We start from the raw sequence: 22,436 nt of genomic DNA, 5'->3' as shown, positions 1-22,436 counted from the left end.
GGCAAGAGCGCGAAAGTCGCGCTCATTGCCTGCATGCGGATACTGCTGATCAGGCTGAACGCCATGCTACGCGACGGTACCGAATGGCGGTGACGAATAGCATGGTGAAGACAGTTGCTCCCACAGGATGGTTACTATCCCTGTGGGAGCGGGCTTGCCCCGCGATCAGATCGGTACTTACTGCACCGCCGCTTCCTGCACTACGCGGATCACCCGCTGTGGGAAGGGAATGTCGATACCCTCTTCCTTCAGACGATCGCGCGCATGCTCGTTGAGCATGAACAGCACATCCCAGTAGTCAGCAGTGTTCACCCAGATCCGCAAGGACAGTGTGATCGCGCTGTCACCCAGCAGCGAAACCACTGCCTGTGGCGCCGGATCCTGATGTACGCGTGGGTCTTTGGCCAGCGCCAGCAGTACCTGACGGGCTTTCTGCAGATCGGCTTCGTAATCGACACCGACATCGAACACCACCTTGCGGGTTGGCTGACGGTTGGTGTTGGTGATGATGCCGTTGGACAGGCTGCCGTTGGGCAGGATCACCGTCTTGTTGTCACCGGTACGCAGCACCGTGTGAAAGATCTGGATGCTGTCTACAGTGCCGGAAACGCCTTGGGCTTCGATCCAGTCACCCAGGCGAAACGGACGGAACAGCAGAATCAGCACGCCGCCAGCGAAGTTTGCCAGGCTGCCTTGCAAAGCCAGACCGATGGCCAGGCTGGCAGCACCGATGGCGGCGACGAACGAGGTGGTTTCGATACCGATCATCGAGGCAACGCTGATCGCCAGCAATATCTTCAGAATCACATTCGCCAGCGTACTGATGAAACCTTGCAGCGCGAGGTCGGCATTGCGCAAGGCAAGCAATTTGCCCAGACGGTAGGTCACCTTGTTGATCACCCACCAGCCAATGGCCAAGGTCAGCAGCGCCAGCAACAGGCGGCTGCCGTATTCCATGATCAAGGGGATCCAGGTCTGCGACGTTTTAACCAGCTGATCGACTTCAGCACTCAAATCCATAATGTTCTCCTGATGCCGAAGGGCAAAAGCTGTAAAAATCGCGCCGCAATCGTTTCAACGGCAACAGAGACCTCGGACGCCAAAACGGCGCCAAGGTTCCGATATGCTTCGATCAGTCGCGGAAGTTGTTGAACTGCAGCGGCATGCCGAACTCTTTGCCACGCAGTGCGGCGATGGCTTCCTGCAGGTCGTCACGCTTTTTGCCGGTGACGCGTACCTGCTCGCCCTGGATGGCGGCCTGAACCTTGAGTTTGGCATCTTTGATGTGGGCGACGATCTTCTTCGCCAACTCCTTGTCGATGCCTTCCTTGAGGGTGGCGTCCTGCTTCATCACTTTGCCTGAAGCGTAGGCATCCTTCACTTCCAGGCACTGCACGTCGATCTTGCGCTTGACCAGGGCCAACTTGAGGATCTCGATCATCGCTTCGAGCTGGAATTCGGCTTCGGCAGTCAGGGTGACGGTCAGTTCCTTTTCCTTGAACTCGAAGCTGCCCTTGCCCTTGAGGTCATAGCGACGGTCCAGATCCTTGACCGCGTTTTCCACGGCGTTGGTGACTTCGTGCTTGTCCAGTTCCGATACCACGTCGAACGACGGCATACCTTCTCTCCATAAAATAAACGCACGCTCGCGGCTCTGATGAAAGAGCGCGATGGAGCGCGCAGGGTTTGACGGTTAAAATACCGGCTCATTATAACGGTTGCGAAACGCTGATGAGCAGCACTTGGCATATTCTCGGCGCCGGCAGTCTGGGCAGCCTCTGGGCCTGCCGTCTGGCCCGTGCGGGCAAAGCGGTCCGGCTGATCCTGCGCGATGCAGAGCGTCTCAAGGCCTATGAAGCGGTGGGTGGTCTGACCCTGATCGAAAAGGGCCGGGCCCAACTGCATGCGATTCCGGCGCAAACCGCCGACGACAGCACGCCCATTCATCGCCTGCTGGTCGCCTGCAAGGCCTATGACGCTGAGCACGCGGTGGCGCGACTGGCGCCACGCCTGGCCCACGGCGCCGAACTGATCCTGCTGCAGAACGGCCTGGGGAGCCAGGATGCGGTCGCCAATCAGGTCCCGCACGCCCGCTGCATCTTCGCCTCCAGCACCGAAGGCGCGTTTCGCCAGGCCGACTGGCAGGTCAACTTCGCCGGTCACGGCTTCAACTGGCTAGGTGACCAGGCCAACCCGCTGGTCCCGGAGTGGCTCGATGACCTGAACGACGCCGCAATCCCCCACCAGTGGACGCCTGACATCCTCACCCGGCTGTGGCGCAAGCTGGCACTCAACTGCGCCATCAACCCGCTGACCGTGCTGCACGACTGCCGCAACGGCGGCCTTGAGGAGCACCACTGCGAAGTGGCCACCCTTTGCGCCGAACTCACCGAGCTTTTGCAATGCTGTGGCCAACCCGAAGCCGCCAATGGCTTGAGCGAGGAAGTGGAGCGAGTAATCAAGGCCACCGCCGCCAACTATTCTTCCATGTACCAGGATGTTCACCAGGGCCGGCGCACCGAAATCCACTACCTGCTTGGCCACGCCTGCCGCGTGGCCAGCCGCCACAGCCTGGAACTGCCGCACCTGGAACGACTCTACCGGCGCCTGCTCGAACACCTGAGTGCACGCGGATTGCCCTGCGACTGAACGCAGCGTTACCCTGCCCTTTCACCCACAGACCGGGATCCCGCTATCACATGACGCTGCGCGAACGCCTGGAAAACCTGCCGGTCGGCCAGAAACTGCTGGCCGCCCTGCTGGTGCTGCTGATCACCATTTTGCTGGTGGCCAACCTGACTTTCATCAGCGCCGCTTACTGGATTTCCCAGGAGAGCATGGCGCCACAGGCGCTGCAAACCATTGGTCGACTGGTGGCCAATCCACAGCTTGCCTCACAGGCAGCCGACTCACCCGAGTCCGCCAAGGCCTTGCTCAAAGAGCTCGACAGCTACACCCCGTTGCGGGCGGCTGCGGTATACGGCGGCGATGGCAAACTGCTCGCGCAATTGCAGCACGGTGAGCAACTGCCCCTGCCTACCCGCTTGCGTCACATCGAAAACTGGCGCCTGACCGAATTTCGCAGCACCCAGCTGACCAAACTGATTCGTCCGGGCAAGCCTCCCGGCTACCTGCTGATGGTGGCCAGCAGTGAACTGCCGATGGCTTTCTATACCGGTATTCTCACCGCCAGCCTGGGCATCCTGGTGTTCAGTATCCTGTTGTGGATGGTCATCGCCCGGCAGATCAAGCGCCTGATTACTCAGCCAATCAACCAGCTTGAACAACTGTCACGTCAGGTTACCCGCGAGGAGAACTATTCGCTGCGCGCCCAACGCGGCAATGATGATGAAATCGGTAGCCTGGCCGAAGCCTTCAATACCATGCTCACGCGCATCGAAGCACGAGAACAGCAGCTCAAGCGCACCCGTGATGAATTCCAGGACGCTTATGACCAGGCTCAGGGCCTGGCCGAGGAAACCCGCCACACCAACCGCAAGCTGGAGCTGGAAGTCCAGGTACGCAGCAAGATCGAGAAAAAACTCACCGGTTTTCAGAACTACCTCAACAGCATCATCGACTCCATGCCCTCGGCATTGATCGCCCTCGACGAACAGCTCTACGTGACCCAGTGGAACCAGGAAGCCAGCGCCCTCTCCGGCACGCCCCTGGACGAAGCACTGAACCAGCCGATCTTCCTCGCCTTCGAGCCGCTCAAGCCGTTCCTGCCGCAGCTCAAGGAAAGTGTCGAGAAACACCGGGTGGCGAAAATCGAACGGGTGACCTGGACCAAAGGCGATGACGCCCGGCATTACGCCCTGACCTTCTATCCATTGATGGGCGGCGGTGGGCGCGGCGTGGTTATCCGTATCGACGACATCACCCAGCGCCTGTCCCTGGAAGAAATGATGGTGCAGTCGGAGAAAATGCTCTCGGTTGGGGGCCTGGCCGCTGGCATGGCCCATGAAATCAACAACCCGCTGGGCGCGATCCTGCACAACGTGCAGAACATTCGCCGGCGCCTGTCACCGGACCTGGCAAAGAACCAGGAACAGGCAGGCGAACTGGGTATCGACCTGCCTACCGTCAACCGCTACCTGGAAAGCCGCGAAGTCCCGCAGTTGCTGGACGGCATCCAGCAGGCCGGGGCCCGCGCCGCAAAAATCGTCACCCATATGCTCAGTTTCAGTCGACGCAGCAACCGCCAGCTGGCGCCCTGCGACTTACCGGCACTGATCGACCAGGCCGTGGAAATTGCCGGTAACGACTTTGACCTGGCCATCGGCTTCGACTTCAAGGGCCAAGCCATCATCCGTCAGTTCGACCCCAACCTGGGACCGGTGCCCTGCACTGCCAACGAACTCGAGCAAGTGCTGCTCAACCTGCTGAAAAACGCCGCTCAGGCCATCCACCAGCGCGAAGACGACAGCGAGCCGGGCCGCATCATCCTGCGCACCCGGCTCAATCCGCCCTGGGCGGAGATTCAGGTTGAGGATAACGGTGTCGGTATGCCAGAAGCGGTGCGTAAGCGCACTTTCGAGCCGTTCTTCACCACCAAGGAAATCGGCCAGGGCACGGGCCTGGGCCTGTCGGTGTCGTATTTCATCATCACCAATAACCACAAAGGCCAGATGGAGGTGCAATCGGCACCGGGGCAAGGCACCTGCTTTACCTTGCGCCTGCCACTGGCCAACAGCTCACCGACCGTGGTCGAGCCAGACAAAATGGAGTCGTGAACATGGGCTTTCGCTTGTCGAAAATCTACACCCGCACCGGCGACAAGGGCGAAACCGGTCTGGGCGACGGCCGTCGGGTGCCCAAGGATCATCCGCGGATCGAGGCCATCGGTGAGGTCGACAGCCTTAACAGCCAGTTGGGGCTACTGTTGGCCTGGCTGCAAGAGCAGCAGCTGGACGAAGTGTTCGAGGTTCTGGCGCCTTGCCAACACCGCCTGTTCGATCTCGGCGGTGAGCTGGCGATGCCCAGTTATCAGGCGCTGAACGCAGCGGAAGTGGAGCGTCTGGAAACGGCTATTGACTGCTGGAACGAAGAGCTGGGGCCGCTGGAGAACTTCATCCTGCCCAGTGGCTCGGCGCTGATTGCTCAAGCCCACGTGTGCCGTAGCCTGGCACGCAGTGCCGAGCGGCGCTGCCAGCAACTGAACAGTGTCGAGCCACTGGCTGGCGTTGGTTTGGCGTATATCAACCGACTGTCGGACTTACTGTTTGTGGCCGCACGCTTGATTGGCCGACGTCAGGGGGTGGCTGAGGTGCTTTGGCAGGCTGCAGCCAAACCTTGAAAGCCCCATCGCCAGCAACGCCGGCTCCTACAATCTGTAGGAGCCGGCGTTGCTGGCGATGGCTGCAATGCAGCCCATGATTCAGACTTAAGGCCAGAATGCGCGGATCCCCGCCACACCCTGAGCGCCATGCAGCCAGGCCTTCTCGCGCTCGGCAGCACCCACACCACCCAGCAGATACACCGGTTTGCTGAACCCTTCGATCAACTGCTGTGCCTGCTCCCAACCCAGCGGCTGAGCCTCAGGATGCGTCTGCGTCGCCTGCACCGGCGACAAGGTGACGAAATCCACCCCCATCTGCTCGGCCAATGCCAATTCCTCAGCGTTATGGCACGACGCAGCCAGCCAGCGCTCCGCCGGAAACGGTCGACCCTTGCTGGCGTACTTGCGCAGTTGCTCCGAGGTCAGGTGCCAGCCGGCTGCGGGAAAGTCACCCAGCCATTCCAGCGGCCCCTTGAGCATCAGTTGCGCCTTGCCAGCGCACAAACCTACAGCATCCACCGCCACGTCGCGGTACTTGGGGTCGTACATGTTTGGGGCGCGCAGCTGCACCAGCTTTATCCCGCCGGCAATGGCCTTTTGAATTCCGCGCAGCATCTGCGGGACTTCCAGCCCTTCTGGGGTAATCAGGTACTCACCCGGCAAACGCGCCGCCGCCACGATTGGCCGATTGGCCTCGGGGAAGTCGTACTGCGGTAGCTCTCGGGCCGTGACCCAGGTCAGCGGTTGGCCTTCGGCGCCATGGGGCTCGCCGGTAAAACCACTGACCTCCCAGACATCCAGCAGTACCTGCTTGTCCGGATAATCGTGGTGGATCTTGATCAACGGCCGCGCCGCCGTGACGCCAATGCCCAGCTCTTCGTTCAGCTCACGAGCCAGAGCGGTTTCCACCGCTTCACCGTCCTCGACCTTGCCGCCAGGGAACTCCCACAACCCGCCTTGATGCTGGGTGTCGGCGCGACGGGCAATCAGGATACGGCCATCAGCACCTCGAATGACCGCAGCGGCTACATGTATGCGTTTCACCCTTCGCGCTCCGCCAGGCCAGCTTTTTGCCAAGCCTGGAAGGCTGGCCACTGGTAGATGGTCTCGATGTAGGCTGCTGCTTCAGCAGGCACTTCCACCCGGTAGGTACGCAGGCGCACGGCGACAGGGGCGAAGAACGCGTCCGCCAGGCTCGGCGTGCCGAACAGGAACGGACCGGCTTCTTTGGCGGCTAGACGGCATTCGGACCACAACGCGACGATGCGGTCGATATCAACCTGCACATCCAGTGGCATGTTCTCCAGCGCTGCATCACGAGACAGATCGAACGGCATGTTGCCGCGCAGGGCGAAGAAGCCACTGTGCATTTGCGCGCAGGCAGAGCGTGCCTGGGCACGGGCGGCAACGTCGGTCGGCCACAGATGGGCTTGTGGGTGGCGCTCGGCCAGGTATTCGGCGATAGCCAGGGAGTCGGCGATGATGCCGTGCTCGCACTTGAGCAGTGGCACTTTAGCCGTCGGGGAGTACTCCAGCAGCCGCGCACGGGTATCGGGCTGGTTGAGCTTGATCAGGGTTTCATCATAGGTGGCGCCGGCCAGCTCAAGGGCCAGGGCGGCGCGCAGCGACCAGGAGGAGTACAGCTTGTCGCCGATGATCAGGTGGTAACTCATGGTTCGGCTCCATCAGTGGGACTGTCGCGGGGCAAGCCCGCTCCCACCGTCTGTGGGAGCGGGCTTGCCCCGCGATGAGATCAGGTGCGGTACTCAGCGTTGATCTTCACGTACTCGTGGGACAGGTCGGTGGTCCAGATGGTTTCGCTGCACTGGCCACGGCCCAGCTCGATACGGATGGTGATTTCCTCTTCGGCCATCACCGCCGCACCCTGAGCCTCAGTGTAGGTGGCACTGCGGCCGCCTTTACTGGCGATGCAGACATCACCCAGGTAAACGTCAATCAGACTGACGTCCAGCTCAGGCACACCGGCACGGCCAACAGCGGCAAGGATGCGCCCCCAGTTCGGGTCGGAAGCGAACAGTGCGGTCTTGATCAATGGCGAGTGAGCCACGGCGTAACCGACGTCCAGGCACTCTTGGTGGTTGCCGCCACCATTGACTTCAACGGTAACGAATTTGGTCGCGCCTTCGCCGTCACGAACGATGGCCTGAGCCACTTCCATGCACACCTCGAACACCGCTTTTTTCAGTGCTTCGAACAGGGGACCACTGGCCTCGGTGACTTCAGCGACATCCGCTTTGCCGGTGGCGATCAGCATGCAGCAATCGTTGGTCGAGGTATCGCCGTCGATGGTGATGCGGTTGAACGACTTGTTGGCGCCATCGAGCATCAGGTCCTTGAGCACCTGAGGTGCAACCTTGGCGTCGGTGGCGATGTAACCGAGCATGGTCGCCATGTTCGGACGGATCATCCCTGCGCCCTTGCTGATACCGGTGACGGTGATGGTCACCCCGTCATGCTGGAACTGACGGCTGGCGCCCTTTGGCAGGGTATCGGTGGTCATGATGCCGGTAGCGGCAGCAGCCCAGTTGTTTTCCGACAGATCGTCCAGGGCAGCCTGCAGCGCGCCTTCGATTTTCTCGACAGGCAGCGGCTCACCGATGACACCGGTGGAGAATGGCAATACCGCACTGGCATCGACGCCCGTCAGCTCGGCCAGCTTGGCGCAGGTACGTTCAGCGGCAGCCAGACCCGGAGCGCCGGTACCGGCGTTGGCATTACCGGTGTTGGTCAGCAGGTAGCGCACAGTGCCCTGAACGCGCTGTTTGGCGAGGATCACCGGCGCTGCACAAAAGGCATTGAGGGTGAACACACCGGCCACGCTGGAGCCTTCGGCACAGCGCATGACCACCACGTCCTTGCGTCCCGGACGCTTGATACCCGCAGAGGCGATGCCGAGTTCAAAACCTGGAACCGGGTGCAACGTTGGCAAAGGACCAAGACCAACAGCCATGTAAGCGCTCCTAGAAAAAGTACACCGGATCGAATAGGCCGGTGCTTGAGATGAAACAACGCCGCGACGGTACAAGACCGGTCGCGGCGTGGTGTTCGTGAATCAGCGGACTGCCGGGCAGATGAGGTTAGTTGATCTGACCGTGGCAGTGCTTGAACTTCTTGCCCGAACCACACCAGCACAGTTCATTGCGGCCCAGCTTCTGCTCGTTGCGCACCGGGGCAGCAGCGACGGCGACATCAGCGCCCTCCTCCTGCACCTCGGCTTGCTCCAGACCCGGTACTGCAGCGTGCTGGAACTGCATGCGTGCAGCCAGCTCCTCTGCCTCGCGGCGCAGACGGGCTTCTTCTTCGGCAGGATCTTCGCGGCGAACCTGAACGTGCGAGAGCACGCGGATGGTGTCGCGCTTGATCGACTCAAGCAGTTCCTGGAACAGGTTGAACGACTCGCGCTTGTATTCCTGCTTCGGGTTCTTCTGGGCATAGCCACGCAGGTGGATACCGTGACGCAGGTGGTCCATGGTCGACAGGTGGTCTTTCCACAGATCGTCCAGTACACGCAGCAGAATCTGCTTCTCGAAGGTGCGCAGGGCTTCGGCGCTAGCCTGCTCTTCCTTCTCGTTGTAAGCCGCCAGCAGCTCGGTCATGAGCTTCTCGCGCAGGGTTTCTTCGTACAGGTGATCGTCTTCGTCGAGCCACTGCTGGATCGGCAGCTTGACCCCAAAATCGCTGGCCAGGGCGGCTTCCAGGCCGGCCACGTCCCACTGCTCGGGCAGCGATTGCGGCGGAATGTGCTGGGCCACGGTGGCGTCGAGCACTTCCTGACGGAAGTCGGCGATGGTGTCGCCAATGTTGTCGGCTGCCAGCAGGCTGTTACGCATGTGGTAGATAACTTTACGCTGCTCGTTGGCCACGTCGTCGAATTCGAGCAATTGCTTACGAATGTCGAAGTTGCGACCTTCGACCTTACGCTGGGCTTTCTCGATGGCGTTGGTGACCATGCGGTGCTCGATGGCCTCACCGGACTGCATACCCAGCGCCTTCATGAAGTTCTTCACCCGGTCAGAGGCAAAGATACGCATCAGGCTGTCTTCCAGCGACAGGTAGAAACGGCTGGAACCCGGGTCACCCTGACGACCGGAACGGCCGCGCAGCTGGTTGTCGATACGGCGGGATTCATGGCGCTCGGAGGCGATCACATGCAAGCCACCGGATTCGATCACCTGCTGGTGACGCTTCTGCCAGTCGGCCTTGATCTGCGCGATCTGCTCGGGGCTCGGGTTCTCCATGGCCGCGACTTCCACTTCCCAGTTACCACCCAGGAGGATGTCGGTACCACGACCGGCCATGTTGGTGGCGATGGTCAACGCGCCCGGACGACCGGCCTGGGCGATGATCTCGGCTTCTTTTTCGTGGTACTTGGCGTTCAGTACCTTGTGATCGATGCCTTCCTTCTGCAGCAGGTTGGACATGTGCTCGGAGGTTTCGATAGTCGCCGTACCGACCAGGACAGGACGGCCCTGGGTCATGCTTTCCTTGATGTCGGCGATGATCGCGGCGTACTTCTCTTCCGCGGTCAGGTACACCAGGTCGTTGTAGTCCTTACGTGCCAGCGGCTTGTTCGGCGGAATGACCATAACATTGAGGTTATAGATCTGGGCGAACTCGAAGGCTTCGGTGTCAGCAGTACCGGTCATGCCGGACAGCTTGTTGTACAGACGGAAGTAGTTCTGGAAGGTGGTCGATGCCAGGGTCTGGCTTTCGGCCTGGATGTTCAGGTTTTCTTTCGCTTCGATGGCCTGGTGCAGGCCTTCGGACAGACGGCGGCCCGGCATGGTCCGGCCGGTGTGCTCGTCAATCAGCAGGATCTGGCCGTCCTGAACGATGTACTCGACGTTGCGATGGAACAGCTTGTGCGCGCGCAGGCCGGCATAGACGTGAGTCAGCAGGCCGAGGTTATGCGCCGAGTAGAGGCTCTCGCCTTCGGCCAGCAGGCCGACCTGAGCGAGCATCTCTTCGATGAACTGGTGGCCAGCTTCGTTGAGTTCGACCTGACGGCTCTTCTCATCGATCTTGTAGTGGCCTTCCTGGGTGACTTCACCCTCGACTTCCTCGATATGCTGCTTGAGGCGTGGGATCAGTTTGTTGATTTCGATGTACAGCTTGGAGCTGTCTTCGGCCTGGCCGGAGATGATCAGCGGAGTCCGCGCTTCGTCGATCAGGATGGAGTCGACTTCGTCGATCACGGCGAAATTCAGCTCGCGCTGGAATTTCTCTTCCAGGCTGAACGCCATGTTGTCGCGCAGGTAGTCGAAACCGAATTCGTTGTTGGTGCCGTAGGTGATGTCGGCAGCATAGGCAGCGCGTTTTTCTTCCGGCGGCTGGAACGGCGTGACAACGCCGACAGTCAGGCCGAGGAATTCATACAGCGGACGCATCCAGTTGGCGTCACGGCGGGCCAGGTAGTCGTTGACCGTAACCACGTGCACACCCTTGCCGGACAGTGCATTGAGGTACACGCCCAGGGTTGCGACCAAGGTCTTGCCTTCACCGGTGCGCATTTCTGCGATAGTGCCTTCGTGCAAGGCCATGCCGCCGATCAACTGGACGTCGAAGTGGCGCATGCCCATGACCCGCTTGCCCGCCTCACGCGCGACGGCGAAGGCCTCTGGCAGCAGTTGATCGAGGGTCTCGCCTTTGGCCAGGCGCTCTTTGAACTCTGCGGTCTTGGCGCGCAGCTGTTCATCCGAGAGGGCGACCATCTTCTCTTCGAAGGCATTGACGGTCTGCACCGCCTTGAGCAGGCGTTTCACCTCACGCTCGTTCTTGCTTCCAAAAAGTTTTTTTAACAAAGGCGCAAACATATCGACAGGATCTTCCACACATAGGGATGGAGGGCGGCCCCGTGAGTCGCCCGTGCAGCCCTTATGGCCGCATGCGAACGAGCATTCTACCCGGAAACGACGGTGAGGAAAGTGGCGGATGTCCACGATGCTGGCACAGCGCTTTGACGGGGCTTTTTTACAATAAGGGCTTTTTCCACAACTTCAACCCATGGGCAGCATGAAGTTTTTTCCATAAACACCCGAACAAGGCGCAGGTCGGGGGATCTGATAAGATGCCGATACTGTAACTTCAGGTGTCCCCTCATGGCTTTTCGCCCCTTGCCAGCTCGCGCGCCCGCTGTACTGTTGCGCGAAGCCCGGCCGCTCAAAGCCCTGTTCAGCCAGGCCCAGCGCCTGGCGCAACTGCAAAAACTGCTCGACAGCCAGCTGCAACCCGCTGCGCGTGAACATTGCCATATTGCCTCCTGGCGCGAAGGTACCCTGCTGCTGATCGTCACCGATGGCCACTGGGCGACCCGTCTGCGCTACCAGCAAAAACGCCTGCAACGCCAGCTGCAAACGCTGGAGGCGTTCAGCAGCCTGACCCGGATCCTCTTCAAGGTGCAGCCACCAACGACTCAGAGCCGGGCTGCGGGGCACACCGTCGATCTTTCCAGCCGGGCGGCCGAGAACATCCAGGCGACGGCAGAGGGAATCACCGATCCCAAGCTGCGCGCGGCGCTGGAGCGCCTGGCCAGCCATGCACGGGACAAAGGGTAGGAGCGGGCTTGCCCCGCGACGCGATGTGACTGACAGATTGCTATCGCGGGGCAAGCCCCACCCGTTGTTCCCCGCCCAATAAAAAAGGCCACCCGAGGGTGGCCTTAATCACTAGAGAGAGTGTTCGAACTTACACTGCCGCAACCGGACGCATGTAAGAGATCGGTGCCGTACTGGCATCTTCGAAAGTCACCACTTCCCAGGCATCTGTTTCCTCGATCAGCTTGCGCAGCAGCTGGTTGTTCAGCGCGTGCCCGGACTTGTAGCCCTTGAACTCGCCGATCAGGCTGTTGCCCAGCAGGTAGAGGTCGCCGATGGCGTCGAGGATCTTGTGCTTGACGAATTCGTCTTCGTAACGAAGGCCGTCTTCATTGAGCACGCCGTCCTTGTCGACCACGATGGCGTTTTCCACACTGCCGCCAAGCGCGAGGTTGTGCTTGCGCAGGTACTCGATATCGCTCATGAACCCGAAGGTCCGGGCGCGGCTGACTTCCTTCACGAACGAGGTGCTGGAAAAGTCCACGCTGGCACTTTGGGTACGGTTACGGAACACCGGGTGATCGAAATCGATCTCGAAACTCACCTTGAATCCGTCGAACGGCAGGAAAGTAGCGCGCTTGTCGCCATCTTCCACTGTCACTTCGCGCAGGATGCGGATGAATTTCTTGGCTGCGTCCTGTTCTTCCAGGCCGGCAGATTGAATCAGGAATACGAAGGGTCCTGCGCTACCGTCCATGATCGGCACTTCGGACGCGGAGAGCTCGACGTAGGCGTTATCGATGCCCAGGCCAGCCATGGCCGAGAGCAAGTGCTCAACCGTGTCTACCTTGGTATCGCCATTGACCAGTGTCGTCGACATGGTGGTCTCGCCGACATTTGCCGCGCGGGCGGGAATTTCCACCACGGGGTCGAGGTCGGCACGGCGAAATACGATGCCGGTATCCACAGGTGCAGGTTTGAGGGTCAGGTAAACCTTTTCCCCGGAGTGCAGGCCGACACCTGTGGCACGGATAATATTCTTCAGGGTGCGTTGTTTAATCATGGCATTGGCCGCTTCAGCGCAAATTGCGAACTGGTATCAACAAAGGCTGAGGATAATACCAGACCCTGCCTTTGCTGAACACCAATCACCCTTATACCCCTGATAAATTTCATCAATCGGCCTGACGACGCAGGAAAGCTGGAATGTCCAGATAGTCCAGATCGTCTTGCGGATTGAGCTTGGCAGCAGCGGCTGCACCGGCATGCGCCTGATTGCGCATTACGGTCGGACGCTCCAGATCACGGTAGTTCACCGACGACTGTTCGTTGCGCACAGGGGCCGGAGCCGGAGTCTGCTGCTGCATCGAAGCACTCTGCAGGGTGTTGTCGATGACCTTGACCGGCTTCTCGATCTTCGCGCCCAGGCCCGTGGCAACCACGGTCACGTGCAGCTCGTCACGCATGTCCGGATCGATAACGGTACCGACCTTGACCATGGCGTGATCGGAAGCGAAGGCTTCGATGATGCTACCGACGTCCGAGTACTCACCCAGTGACAGGTCAGGACCTGCGGTGATGTTGACCAGGATGCCGCGAGCGCCCTGCAGGTTGACGTCTTCGAGCAGCGGGTTGCGGATTGCCGCTTCAGTCGCCTCACGCGCACGGTTCGGACCGCTGGCGCAGCCAGTGCCCATCATCGCCATGCCCATTTCGCTCATCACGGTGCGTACGTCGGCAAAGTCGACGTTGATCATGCCCGGACGCTTGATGATGTCGGAGATACCGCGAACGGCACCGGCCAGCACGTCGTCAGCCTTGGCGAAAGCGGACAGCAGGCTGGCGTCTTTACCGAGGATGGTCAGCAGCTTTTCGTTCGGAATGGTGATCAGCGAGTCGACGCTGTCGGCCAGTGCACGGATGCCTTCATCGGCGATCTGCATGCGCTTGCGGCCTTCGAACGGGAACGGACGGGTCACCACCGCAACGGTGAGGATACCCAGTTCCTTGGCCACTTCGGCGATGATCGGCGCAGCACCGGTACCGGTTCCGCCGCCCATGCCGGTGGTGATGAACACCATGTTGGTGCCCTGCAGTACTTCGGCAATGCGCTCACGGTCTTCCAGCGCGGCCTGACGGCCGACTTCCGGATTGGCACCGGCACCCAGTCCCTTGGTGACACCGGTACCCAGTTGCAAAATGGTACGCGCGCCGATGTTTTTCAGCGCTTGAGCATCGGTATTGGCGCAGATGAACTCAACGCCCTCGATGTTGCTCTTGACCATGTGATTGACGGCGTTGCCACCGCCGCCACCGACGCCGATCACTTTGATGACCGGACTTTGCGGGACGTTGTCTACGAGCTCGAACATTTTCCCTCTCCTTTCAGTTCTCTAGTTTTTGCGCCTACTACTACTGCTTTGAAACTTTAAAAGTTGCCTTTGACCCAGCGTGTGAAACGCTCGAACGCTGGAGCTTTTGGTTCATCGCCATAGTTGTTGCTGCTGGTACCGGTCAGGCTGACGCCGTCGGACTGCTTCTGCAGGCCGTAGGTCAGCAGGCCCACACCGGTGGAATAAATCGGGTTGCGCACCACGTCGCTCAGGCCCCGAACGCTATGCGGCACGCCCAGGCGTACCGGCATATGGAAAATCTCTTCGGCCAGCTCTACCGCGCCTTCCATCTTCGCGGTGCCGCCGGTCAGGACGATGCCCGCAGGCACCAGGTCCTCGTAGCCGCTGCGACGCAGCTCGGCCTGGATCAGGGTGAACAGCTCGTCGTAACGCGGTTCGACCACTTCGGCCAAGGCCTGGCGCGACAGTTCGCGTGGCGGACGATCACCGACGCTCGGCACCTTGATGGTTTCACCGGCACCGGCCAGTTTGGCCAGGGCGCAGGCGTAACGGATCTTGATCTCTTCGGCGTACTGGGTCGGGGTGCGCAGGGCCATGGCGATGTCATTGGTCACCTGATCGCCGGCAATCGGGATCACCGCGGTGTGACGGATCGCGCCTTCGGTGAAGATGGCGATGTCAGTGGTACCACCACCGATGTCCACCAGGCACACGCCCAGCTCTTTCTCGTCATCGGTCAGCACCGAGTAGGCCGAGGCCAGTTGTTCGAGGATGATGTCGTCGATTTCCAGGCCACAGCGGCGCACACACTTCTCGATGTTCTGTGCGGCATTGACTGCGCAGGTGACCACGTGGACCTTGGCTTCCAGACGCACACCGGACATGCCCAACGGCTCGCGCACGCCTTCCTGGTTGTCGATCACATAGTCCTGCGGCAGGGTGTGCAGGACCCGCTGGTCGGCCGGAATGGCGACCGCTTGAGCCGCATCGAGGACGCGCTCGAGGTCAGCCGCGCTGACTTCACGGTCGCGAATCGCGACGATACCGTGGGAGTTCAGGCTGCGGATGTGATTGCCGGCAACGCCAACGAAAGCCGAATGGATCCGGCAGCCGGCCATCAGCTGGGCTTCTTCTACCGCGCGCTGGATCGACTGCACGGTCGATTCGATATTGACCACCACGCCCTTCTTCAGTCCGCGCGAAGGGTGGGTGCCGATACCGACGATTTCCAGGGTACCGTCGGCCGCGACTTCGCCTACCAGCGCCACTACCTTGGAGGTACCGATATCGAGCCCGACGATCATTTTGCCGCTATGCGCATTTGCCATGGTCCTGCCTCTCTCTAATTCTTCGCAACGGCGGGTTGGGCCGTCGTCGGTGCAATCGGTTCCCGCCAGCCAACGGCCAGGCCATTGGCGTAACGCAGATCGATGCGGGCGATGTTCGTGATCTGTTCTTTGAGTGTCTTGTCGTAAATGGCAATGAAACGGCGCATTTTTTCCACCAGATGGTCGCGCCCCAGCAGCAGTTCGATACCTGGCCCGGTGCTGCCGGCGCCAGTGGTCAGGAACCAGCTGCCGCGCTCGCGCACTTCCAGCCGGGCAATCGAAAAGCCCATTGGCCGCAACATCTGGCTCAGTACCTGATATTGCTGCATCACTTGTTGCTGCGCCCGCTGCGGCCCAAACAGCTGCGGCAGGTGCTCGTAGTTGGCCAGTTCGCGCGGGGTGAAGGCCTGGCCCTGGTTATTGAGCAAGGCTTCTTCGCCCCAACGCGCCACCGGCAACTGTTCTTCCAGGCGGATCACCACTTCGTCCGGCCACACCCGGCGTACTTCGGCATGGGCGATCCAGGGCATCTTCTCCAGCTCGGCGCGCATGCTCGCCAGGTCAACTGTGAAGAAGCTGGCCGCCACATACGGGGCGATTCGCTGCTGCACCGCTTGCTGGCTGATGTAACTCAAGTCACCTTGCACGGCGATCTTGGTGATCGGCCGGTCGGCGTACGGCATCAGGCGTTGCGCGCCTTCATAAGCACCGAATCCGGCGACGACCAGCAGCACCGGCCAGAGCAGACGCTTGAAGACATTGAAATTGGCCTTGGGCAGGCGCGCCGACAGTGGCTCCTTGGCCACCATCCGGCTGGCACCACGCGGCACCGGCTTGTTGCGGCCGGTGGCGGGTTGCTGATGACGTAACATCGCGCCTTGCATGGGCTTAACCTCGCGCCTCGACGCTGGCCGCCAGGATTGCCAGCACCAATTGCTGGAAATCCAGACCGGCCGCACGTGCCGCCATAGGGACCAGGCTGTGATCCGTCATGCCTGGTGCGGTGTTGACTTCGAGCAGCCAGAAATTGCCCTGCTCGTCCTGCATGACGTCCAGCCGCCCCCAGCCAGCGATGCCGATGGCATCACAGGCGCGGGCGGTCAGGTCGATCAGTTCCTGTTCCTTTTCCGCGCTCAAGCCACAAGGAATCCGGTACTGGGTATCGGAAGCCAGGTACTTGGCGTCGTAGTCGTAGAAGGTGTGCGGTGTGCCCAGCGCGATCGGTGGCAATACCTGACCACGCAGGGTCGCAACAGTGAACTCCGGACCGTGAATCCATTGTTCGACCAACACTTGCGAATCGTAGGTGGCGGCGTCTTTCCAGGCGGCGATCAATTCGTCGACACCGTTCACTTTCGCCATACCGATACTGGAACCTTCATGGGCCGGTTTGACGATCAAAGGGAAGCCCAGTTCCGCGCCTGCAGAAATACAGTCGGCTTCGCTGGTGAGCACGGCGTGACGCGGGGTCGGAATGCCCAGGCTGTGCCAGACCTGTTTGGTCCGCAGCTTGTCCATGGCCAGCGCCGACGCGAGGATGCCACTGCCGGTGTAAGGGATGCCCAGGCACTCCAGCAGGCCCTGCATGCTGCCATCTTCACCGCCACGGCCGTGGAGGATGATGAAGGCGCGGTCGATCTTCTCGCTTTGCAGGCGATCGAGCAGGTCATCGCCAACATCGATGGCGACCACATCGACACCAGCGCTGCTCAGCGCTTCGATCACAGCAGCACCGGACTTCAGTGACACTGGGCGCTCGGCGCTCTTGCCACCATAAAGCACGGCTACGCGGCCGAAGGCTTTCGGGTCGATGGTCGAGTGCAACGTGGTGTATGCGTTATCAGTCATTTCGACTTCCCCTGACTGGCAACGGCACCAGCGAACAACGGACTCTTGAGTAATTGCGGGGCCAGGCCACCGATATCACCGGCGCCCTGACACAGCAGGATGTCACCGGCACGCAGCAGTGGCTTGACCAGCGGCGCCAGTTCGATGCCGCGCTCGATGTAGATCGGGTCGAGCTGACCGCGCTGACGGATGCTGTGGCACAGCTGACGGCTGTCGGCACCAGGGATCGGCTCTTCGCCGGCCGGATAGACTTCCATCAGCAGCAGGACGTTGGCGTCAGCCAGGACCTGGACGAAATCGTCGTATAGGTCGCGGGTACGGCTGTAACGGTGCGGCTGATAGACCATCACCAGACGGCGCTCCGGCCAGCCGCCGCGTACGGCCTTGATCACTGCGGCCACTTCGGTCGGGTGGTGACCGTAATCGTCGACCAGCATCACGCTGCCACCGTCTACCGGCAGTTCGCCGTAGACCTGGAAGCGTCGCCCTACCCCCTGGAACCCGGACAGGCCCTGGACGATGGCTTCATCGCTGATGCCTTCGTCGGTGGCGATGGCGATGGTCGCCAGGGCGTTGAGCACATTGTGGTTGCCCGGCATGTTGACCGACACGTCCAGCGGTTCGCGGTCGCGACGCAGCACGGTGAAGTGGGTCTGCATGCCCGACTGGCGAACATTGATCGCGCGCACGTCGGCTTCTTCGCTGAAACCGTAGGTGACCGCCGGGCGCTTGACCTGCGGCAGGATCTCGCGCACCACCGGGTCGTCCAGGCACATCACGGCCAGGCCGTAGAACGGCAGGTTGTGCAGGAACTCGACGAAGGTCTTCTTCAGCTTGTTGAAGTCGCCTTCGTAGGTCGCCATGTGGTCGGCGTCGATGTTGGTGACCACGGCCACCAGCGGCTGCAGGTGCAGGAAGCTGGCGTCGCTTTCGTCGGCTTCGGCGATCAGGTAGCGGCTGGTGCCGAGCTGGGCATTGGTGCCGGCTGCATTCAGACGGCCACCGATGACGAAGGTCGGGTCCAGACCACCCGCGGCAAACACCGAGGCCAGCAGACTGGTGGTGGTAGTTTTGCCATGGGTACCGGCAACGGCGATGCCATGGCGGTAGCGCATCAGCTCGGCGAGCATCTCGGCGCGCGGCACCACCGGAATACGCCGCTCAAGGGCGGTGGCGACTTCCGGGTTGGCCGGGTTGATGGCACTGGAAACCACCAGCACATCGGCGCTCGCAGCGTTTTCGGCGCGGTGACCGATGAAGATCTGCGCCCCGAAGGATTCCAGGCGTTGGGTAACCGCCGAGGTCTTGAGGTCTGAGCCCGAGACTTGATAGCCCAGGTTCAGCAGCACTTCGGCGATTCCGCACATGCCTACACCGCCGATACCGACGAAGTGGATGCGGCGGATACGGCGCATTTCCGGCTGTGGCATGGCTTTCTTGCTTTCAACCATGGGCCACCTCCAGACAGATATCGACCACGGTGCGGGTGGCCGCAGGTTTAGCCAGGCGCCGGGCAGTGGCGGCCATGGTGGTGAGTTTTTCCGGTTGCATCAGCACCTCGTTCAGGCGTTCAGCGAGTTGCGCTGCGCCAGTTGTCGCTTGTGGCATCAGGAAGGCAGCGCCTTCGCGGGCCAGATAATGGGCGTTGTGGGTCTGGTGATCGTCGATGGCATGGGGCAATGGCACCAGCATCGATGGCAACCCGGCCGCAGCCAGCTCACTGACGGTCAGCGCGCCTGCGCGGCAGACCACCAGATCGGCCCAGGCGTATGCCTTGGCCATGTCCTTGATAAAGGGCTCTACCTGAGCCTCGACTCCAGCCTCGCGATAGCGCTCGGCGGTAATCTGGTCGTGCTGTTTACCTGCCTGGTGGAACACTTCGGGACGAATATCCGCGGCGACCTGAGCCAAGGCTTGGGGCAGCAATTTGTTCAACGGTTCGGCACCCAGGCTTCCACCAAGCACCAACAAGCGTGGCCGACGCGCACCCAGAGGCTCGCGCGGGTTTTCCAGGAACAGTTCGCTGCGCACCGGATTGCCGGTGGTGCGCAACTTGTCCGACGCGGCAAAAGTACCGGGGAAAGCTTCGCAGACTCGGCCGGCCAACGGCACCAGCAGCCGATTGGCGGTACCGGCGCGGGCATTCTGCTCGTGGACCACGACAGGTACACCACAGAGCCGGGCGGCAACGCCTCCTGGGCCAGTCACGTAACCACCGAAACCGATCACGCAGACCGGCTTGAGCTGGGCAATGATGCGCCGCGCCTGCAGTACAGCCTTGACCAGGGTGAATGGCGCCTTGAGCAGCGACAGCTTGCCCTTGCCGCGCAGGCCGGTGACTTGAATCAGGTGCAACTGCAGACCTCCCTGGGGCACCAGTTCGTTCTCGATGCCACGCGCAGTGCCCAGCCAGTGCACGGTGTAACCACGCGCCTGGAACTCACGGGCACAGGCCAATGCCGGGAACACGTGGCCCCCGGTGCCGCCAGCCATGATCAGTACATTCTTGCCGTCAGCGGCCATGATTCGGCTCCTCGGCAAAGTCGCTTTCATTGAATTCGTGTTCTTCGCTGCCTAAATGGGTGCGACTCTCCCACTCGATCCGCAGCAACAGCCCGACACAGGCGCAGCAGATTACCAGCGAGCTACCGCCGTAGCTGAGGAACGGCAGGGTCAGGCCCTTGGTCGGCAGCAGGCCGACGTTCACGCCGATGTTGATCAGGAACTGGCCAATCCACAGGAACGCCAGGCCAAAGGCCACATAGGCGGCAAAGTACTGCTTGGCTTTTTCAGCCCACAAACCGATATACAACGCACGCACCGTGACGAAGACGAACAGCGCCACAGTGAGCAGCGAGCCGACAACACCCAGCTCTTCGGCCAGTACCGAAAACACGAAGTCGGTGTGTGCTTCAGGCAGGTAGAACTGCTTCTGCACGCTGTTGCCAAGACCTACGCCAAGCCACTCACCACGCCCGAAAGCGATCAGTGCCTGGGTCAGCTGGTAGCCGGAGCCGAACTGGTCGGACCAGGGGTCGGTAAAGGTAATCAGGCGCGCCATCCGGTAAGGCTGGGCCTGAACCAGGACAAATACCGCCCCCACCGCCAGCACCACCATCAAGCTGAAGCGGAACAGGCCTACCCCGCCGAGGAACAGCATCGCCGCGGCCGCGCCCATCATCACTACCGTGGCACCGAAGTCCGGCTCCATCAGCAGCAGACCGGCCATGGGCAGCAAGACGATGAACGGCTTGAAGAAGCCCATCCAGCTTTCGCGCACCTCGGTCTGACGACGGACCAGGTAACCAGCCAGGTAAATCACCACGAAGACCTTGGCGATTTCCGAAGGCTGCACGTTAAAGAAGCTGAAACCGATCCAGCGCATCGAACCGTTCACTTCGCGGCCGATGCCTGGCACCAGTACCAGCACCAGCAAGCCAAAGGCGCCGACCAGCATGGTGAAGCCCATCTTCTGCCAAGTGGCGATCGGCACCATCATGGTGACGATGCAGGCGAATACGCCAATGGCCACGTACACCAGGTGGCGGAACATGTGATACAGCGGGTTGCCCGACTGCGCAGCGGCCACTTCCGAGGACGCCGAAGTGATCATCACCAGGCCAAGGCCCAGCAGCGCCAGACAACCGGCGAGCATGGCGAAATCGAGGTCGATGCCGCGACCACTGATCAGTGGCGACGGATAGGGCTTGATGATGCCGAAGATCATGCCAGCCCTCCTACGGCCTGGGCAAACAGACGCCCACGCTCTTCAAAATTCTTGAACATATCGAGACTGGCGCAAGCTGGCGAGAGCAGCACGGCATCGCCAGGACGGGCCAGTTCGGCACATTGCTGCACGGCTTCATCGAGGGTTTTCACCCGGATCAGCGGCACGCTGTCACCCAGCGCTTCAGCCAGGCGCTCGGCATCGCGACCCAGCAGCACTACAGCGCGGCAATGCGCGGCTACCGGCGCACGCAGGGCGCTGAAATCTGCACCTTTGCCATCACCGCCAGCGACCAGCACCAGCTTGCCGTCAATATCGGCACCCAAACCTTCGATAGCCGCCAGAGCAGCACCGACGTTGGTGGCCTTGGAGTCGTCGTACCAGTTCACGCCGTCGCGCTCACGAAGCCACTGGCAACGGTGCGCCAGACCGGCGAAGGTGCGCAGGCTGGACAGCATAGCGTCCATCGGCAAGCCGACCGCATGCCCCAGGGCCAGTGCGGCCAGGGCGTTGGACTGGTTGTGCGAACCACGGATTTTCAGCTCGCGCACCGGCATCAGGTTCTGGAACTCGAACGCCAGATACTTCTCGCCATTCTCTTCACGCAGGCCAAAGGCCTTGAAGTCAGGCACGTTCAGGCCGAAGGTCCACACCGGCTGGTTCTCGGCCAGCAACGGACGGCTCAGGGCGTCCTGACGATTGACCACCACTTGCCGCGCACCACGGAAGATCCGGTGTTTGGCCAGGTGATAGGCCGGCAGGCCGCTGTAGCGGTCCATGTGATCTTCGCTGACGTTGAGCACGGTGGCGACTTCAGCGTTGAGCTGATCGGTGGTCTCCAGCTGGAAACTCGACAGCTCCATCACATACAGCTCAACGTCGTCACTGAGCAGGTCCAGCGCCGGGGTACCGAGGTTGCCGCCGACAGCCACGCGCTTACCAGCCGCGACCGCCATTTCGCCGACCAGCGTGGTCACCGTACTTTTCGCGTTGGAACCGCTGATGGCGATGATCGGCGCTTTGGCGTTACGGGCAAACAGCTCGATATCACCGGACAGCTTCACACCACGGGCAGCGGCTTGCTGCAGCGCCGGGGTGGCCAGGGCCAGACCCGGGCTGACATACAGCTCGTCGGCGCGGCAGAGAAACTCTACATCCAGCTCGCCACAGCGTACTTCCACCTGCGGGTAATCGCGGCGCAGGGTTTCCAGTTCCGGTGGTTGCTCACGGGTGTCGGCGACCGCAAAGGCAACGCCCTGGTTCGCCAGGAAGCGAACCAGGGACATGCCGCTCTTGCCGAGGCCGACAACGATGCGGAAGTGGTCAGAAGCGATCAGTGACACG

The 22,436-nt window shown here is 61.2% G+C and carries 19 protein-coding genes; 4 read left to right on the top strand and 15 right to left on the bottom strand.

Going from position 1 to position 22,436, the window contains the following annotated elements; all coding sequences use genetic code 11:
• Positions 1–177 precede the first annotated feature (177 nt).
• Complete coding sequence (locus tag C6382_RS14615) at positions 178–1,020, bottom strand: mechanosensitive ion channel family protein (protein WP_107025120.1); 843 nt, start codon at positions 1,018–1,020, stop codon at positions 178–180.
• A gap of 112 nt (positions 1,021–1,132) precedes the next feature.
• Complete coding sequence (locus C6382_RS14610) at positions 1,133–1,618, bottom strand: YajQ family cyclic di-GMP-binding protein (RefSeq protein WP_107025119.1); 486 nt, start codon at positions 1,616–1,618, stop codon at positions 1,133–1,135.
• 113 nt (positions 1,619–1,731) lie between these two features.
• On the opposite strand from C6382_RS14610, the gene C6382_RS14605 reads away from it, so the two are divergent.
• The 3 genes from C6382_RS14605 to C6382_RS14595 are packed head-to-tail and all read left to right on the top strand — an operon-like array spanning position 1,732 to position 5,299.
• Entirely contained in the window at positions 1,732–2,649 is a 918-nt protein-coding gene (locus C6382_RS14605) for a putative 2-dehydropantoate 2-reductase (RefSeq protein ID WP_107025118.1), read from the top strand.
• Between the two features lie 50 nt (positions 2,650–2,699).
• Positions 2,700–4,736, top strand: coding sequence for an ATP-binding protein (locus C6382_RS14600; RefSeq protein ID WP_107025117.1), 2,037 nt, complete (start codon positions 2,700–2,702; stop codon positions 4,734–4,736).
• Positions 4,737–4,738: 2 nt separating this feature from the next.
• Positions 4,739–5,299, top strand: coding sequence for a cob(I)yrinic acid a,c-diamide adenosyltransferase (locus C6382_RS14595; protein WP_107025116.1), 561 nt, complete (start codon positions 4,739–4,741; stop codon positions 5,297–5,299).
• Positions 5,300–5,386: 87 nt separating this feature from the next.
• Here the strand turns inward: C6382_RS14595 and C6382_RS14590 are convergent, their stop codons facing one another.
• From C6382_RS14590 to secA, 4 genes are all read right to left on the bottom strand, one after another.
• The gene (locus C6382_RS14590; RefSeq protein WP_107025115.1) at positions 5,387–6,325 is read right to left on the bottom strand and encodes a Nudix family hydrolase; all 939 of its coding nucleotides are present in this window, start codon (positions 6,323–6,325) and stop codon (positions 5,387–5,389) included.
• Positions 6,322–6,954: a glutathione S-transferase gene (locus C6382_RS14585; protein WP_107025114.1), complete on the bottom strand. Its 633-nt coding sequence runs from the start codon at positions 6,952–6,954 to the stop codon at positions 6,322–6,324. Before C6382_RS14585 ends, C6382_RS14590 begins: the two co-directional genes overlap by 4 nt.
• A gap of 80 nt (positions 6,955–7,034) precedes the next feature.
• A complete protein-coding gene (gene argJ / locus C6382_RS14580) occupies positions 7,035–8,252 on the bottom strand; it encodes a bifunctional glutamate N-acetyltransferase/amino-acid acetyltransferase ArgJ (protein WP_107025113.1) in 1,218 nt (405 codons plus the stop codon).
• Positions 8,253–8,379: 127 nt separating this feature from the next.
• Entirely contained in the window at positions 8,380–11,115 is a 2,736-nt protein-coding gene (secA, locus tag C6382_RS14575; RefSeq protein WP_107025112.1) for a preprotein translocase subunit SecA, read from the bottom strand.
• Positions 11,116–11,400: 285 nt separating this feature from the next.
• Between secA and C6382_RS14570 the strand changes: the two genes are divergently transcribed.
• A complete protein-coding gene (locus C6382_RS14570; RefSeq protein ID WP_107025111.1) occupies positions 11,401–11,856 on the top strand; it encodes a DUF721 domain-containing protein in 456 nt (151 codons plus the stop codon).
• A gap of 130 nt (positions 11,857–11,986) precedes the next feature.
• Here the strand turns inward: C6382_RS14570 and lpxC are convergent, their stop codons facing one another.
• The 9 genes from lpxC to murD all read right to left on the bottom strand — a co-directional run bounded on the left by lpxC (position 11,987) and on the right by murD (position 22,435).
• A complete protein-coding gene (gene lpxC / locus C6382_RS14565) occupies positions 11,987–12,898 on the bottom strand; it encodes a UDP-3-O-acyl-N-acetylglucosamine deacetylase (RefSeq protein ID WP_028943297.1) in 912 nt (303 codons plus the stop codon).
• A gap of 112 nt (positions 12,899–13,010) precedes the next feature.
• Positions 13,011–14,207, bottom strand: a complete 1,197-nt coding sequence (gene ftsZ, locus C6382_RS14560) for a cell division protein FtsZ (RefSeq protein WP_038607246.1) — start codon at positions 14,205–14,207, stop codon at positions 13,011–13,013.
• 56 nt (positions 14,208–14,263) lie between these two features.
• Complete coding sequence (ftsA, locus tag C6382_RS14555; protein ID WP_038607245.1) at positions 14,264–15,517, bottom strand: cell division protein FtsA; 1,254 nt, start codon at positions 15,515–15,517, stop codon at positions 14,264–14,266.
• 14 nt (positions 15,518–15,531) lie between these two features.
• Entirely contained in the window at positions 15,532–16,401 is an 870-nt protein-coding gene (locus tag C6382_RS14550) for a cell division protein FtsQ/DivIB (protein WP_107025110.1), read from the bottom strand.
• 4 nt (positions 16,402–16,405) lie between these two features.
• Entirely contained in the window at positions 16,406–17,365 is a 960-nt protein-coding gene (locus C6382_RS14545) for a D-alanine--D-alanine ligase (protein WP_107025109.1), read from the bottom strand.
• A complete protein-coding gene (murC, locus tag C6382_RS14540) occupies positions 17,362–18,816 on the bottom strand; it encodes a UDP-N-acetylmuramate--L-alanine ligase (protein WP_038607236.1) in 1,455 nt (484 codons plus the stop codon). Before murC ends, C6382_RS14545 begins: the two co-directional genes overlap by 4 nt.
• Positions 18,809–19,888 carry an undecaprenyldiphospho-muramoylpentapeptide beta-N-acetylglucosaminyltransferase gene (gene murG / locus C6382_RS14535; protein ID WP_107025108.1) on the bottom strand — a complete coding sequence of 360 codons (1,080 nt, stop codon included), beginning with the start codon at positions 19,886–19,888 and terminating at the stop codon, positions 18,809–18,811. Before murG ends, murC begins: the two co-directional genes overlap by 8 nt.
• Positions 19,878–21,092: a putative lipid II flippase FtsW gene (gene ftsW / locus C6382_RS14530; protein ID WP_107025107.1), complete on the bottom strand. Its 1,215-nt coding sequence runs from the start codon at positions 21,090–21,092 to the stop codon at positions 19,878–19,880. Before ftsW ends, murG begins: the two co-directional genes overlap by 11 nt.
• On the bottom strand, positions 21,089–22,435 hold the full coding sequence (gene murD / locus C6382_RS14525) for a UDP-N-acetylmuramoyl-L-alanine--D-glutamate ligase (protein WP_107025106.1): 1,347 nt from the start codon (positions 22,433–22,435) through the stop codon (positions 21,089–21,091). Before murD ends, ftsW begins: the two co-directional genes overlap by 4 nt.
• Position 22,436 lies beyond the last annotated feature (1 nt).

It is taken from the genome of Pseudomonas sp. BBP2017 (assembly GCF_003024385.1).
Taxonomy (GTDB): domain Bacteria; phylum Pseudomonadota; class Gammaproteobacteria; order Pseudomonadales; family Pseudomonadaceae; genus Aquipseudomonas.
The sequence above is the reverse complement of the archived record's forward strand: the minus strand, read 5'-3'. Positions and strand labels throughout refer to the sequence as shown.

Coding starts and splice junctions, on each gene's coding strand:
- C6382_RS14615 (WP_107025120.1), bottom strand. CDS start 1,020: ATGGATTTGAGTGCTGAAGTCGATCAGCTGGTTAAAACGTCGCAGACC.
- C6382_RS14610 (WP_107025119.1), bottom strand. CDS start 1,618: ATGCCGTCGTTCGACGTGGTATCGGAACTGGACAAGCACGAAGTCACC.
- C6382_RS14605 (WP_107025118.1), top strand. CDS start 1,732: ATGAGCAGCACTTGGCATATTCTCGGCGCCGGCAGTCTGGGCAGCCTC.
- C6382_RS14600 (WP_107025117.1), top strand. CDS start 2,700: ATGACGCTGCGCGAACGCCTGGAAAACCTGCCGGTCGGCCAGAAACTG.
- C6382_RS14595 (WP_107025116.1), top strand. CDS start 4,739: ATGGGCTTTCGCTTGTCGAAAATCTACACCCGCACCGGCGACAAGGGC.
- C6382_RS14585 (WP_107025114.1), bottom strand. CDS start 6,954: ATGAGTTACCACCTGATCATCGGCGACAAGCTGTACTCCTCCTGGTCG.
- argJ (WP_107025113.1), bottom strand. CDS start 8,252: ATGGCTGTTGGTCTTGGTCCTTTGCCAACGTTGCACCCGGTTCCAGGT.
- secA (WP_107025112.1), bottom strand. CDS start 11,115: ATGTTTGCGCCTTTGTTAAAAAAACTTTTTGGAAGCAAGAACGAGCGT.
- C6382_RS14570 (WP_107025111.1), top strand. CDS start 11,401: ATGGCTTTTCGCCCCTTGCCAGCTCGCGCGCCCGCTGTACTGTTGCGC.
- lpxC (WP_028943297.1), bottom strand. CDS start 12,898: ATGATTAAACAACGCACCCTGAAGAATATTATCCGTGCCACAGGTGTC.
- ftsZ (WP_038607246.1), bottom strand. CDS start 14,207: ATGTTCGAGCTCGTAGACAACGTCCCGCAAAGTCCGGTCATCAAAGTG.
- ftsA (WP_038607245.1), bottom strand. CDS start 15,517: ATGGCAAATGCGCATAGCGGCAAAATGATCGTCGGGCTCGATATCGGT.
- C6382_RS14550 (WP_107025110.1), bottom strand. CDS start 16,401: ATGCAAGGCGCGATGTTACGTCATCAGCAACCCGCCACCGGCCGCAAC.
- C6382_RS14545 (WP_107025109.1), bottom strand. CDS start 17,365: ATGACTGATAACGCATACACCACGTTGCACTCGACCATCGACCCGAAA.
- murC (WP_038607236.1), bottom strand. CDS start 18,816: ATGGTTGAAAGCAAGAAAGCCATGCCACAGCCGGAAATGCGCCGTATC.
- murG (WP_107025108.1), bottom strand. CDS start 19,888: ATGGCCGCTGACGGCAAGAATGTACTGATCATGGCTGGCGGCACCGGG.
- ftsW (WP_107025107.1), bottom strand. CDS start 21,092: ATGATCTTCGGCATCATCAAGCCCTATCCGTCGCCACTGATCAGTGGT.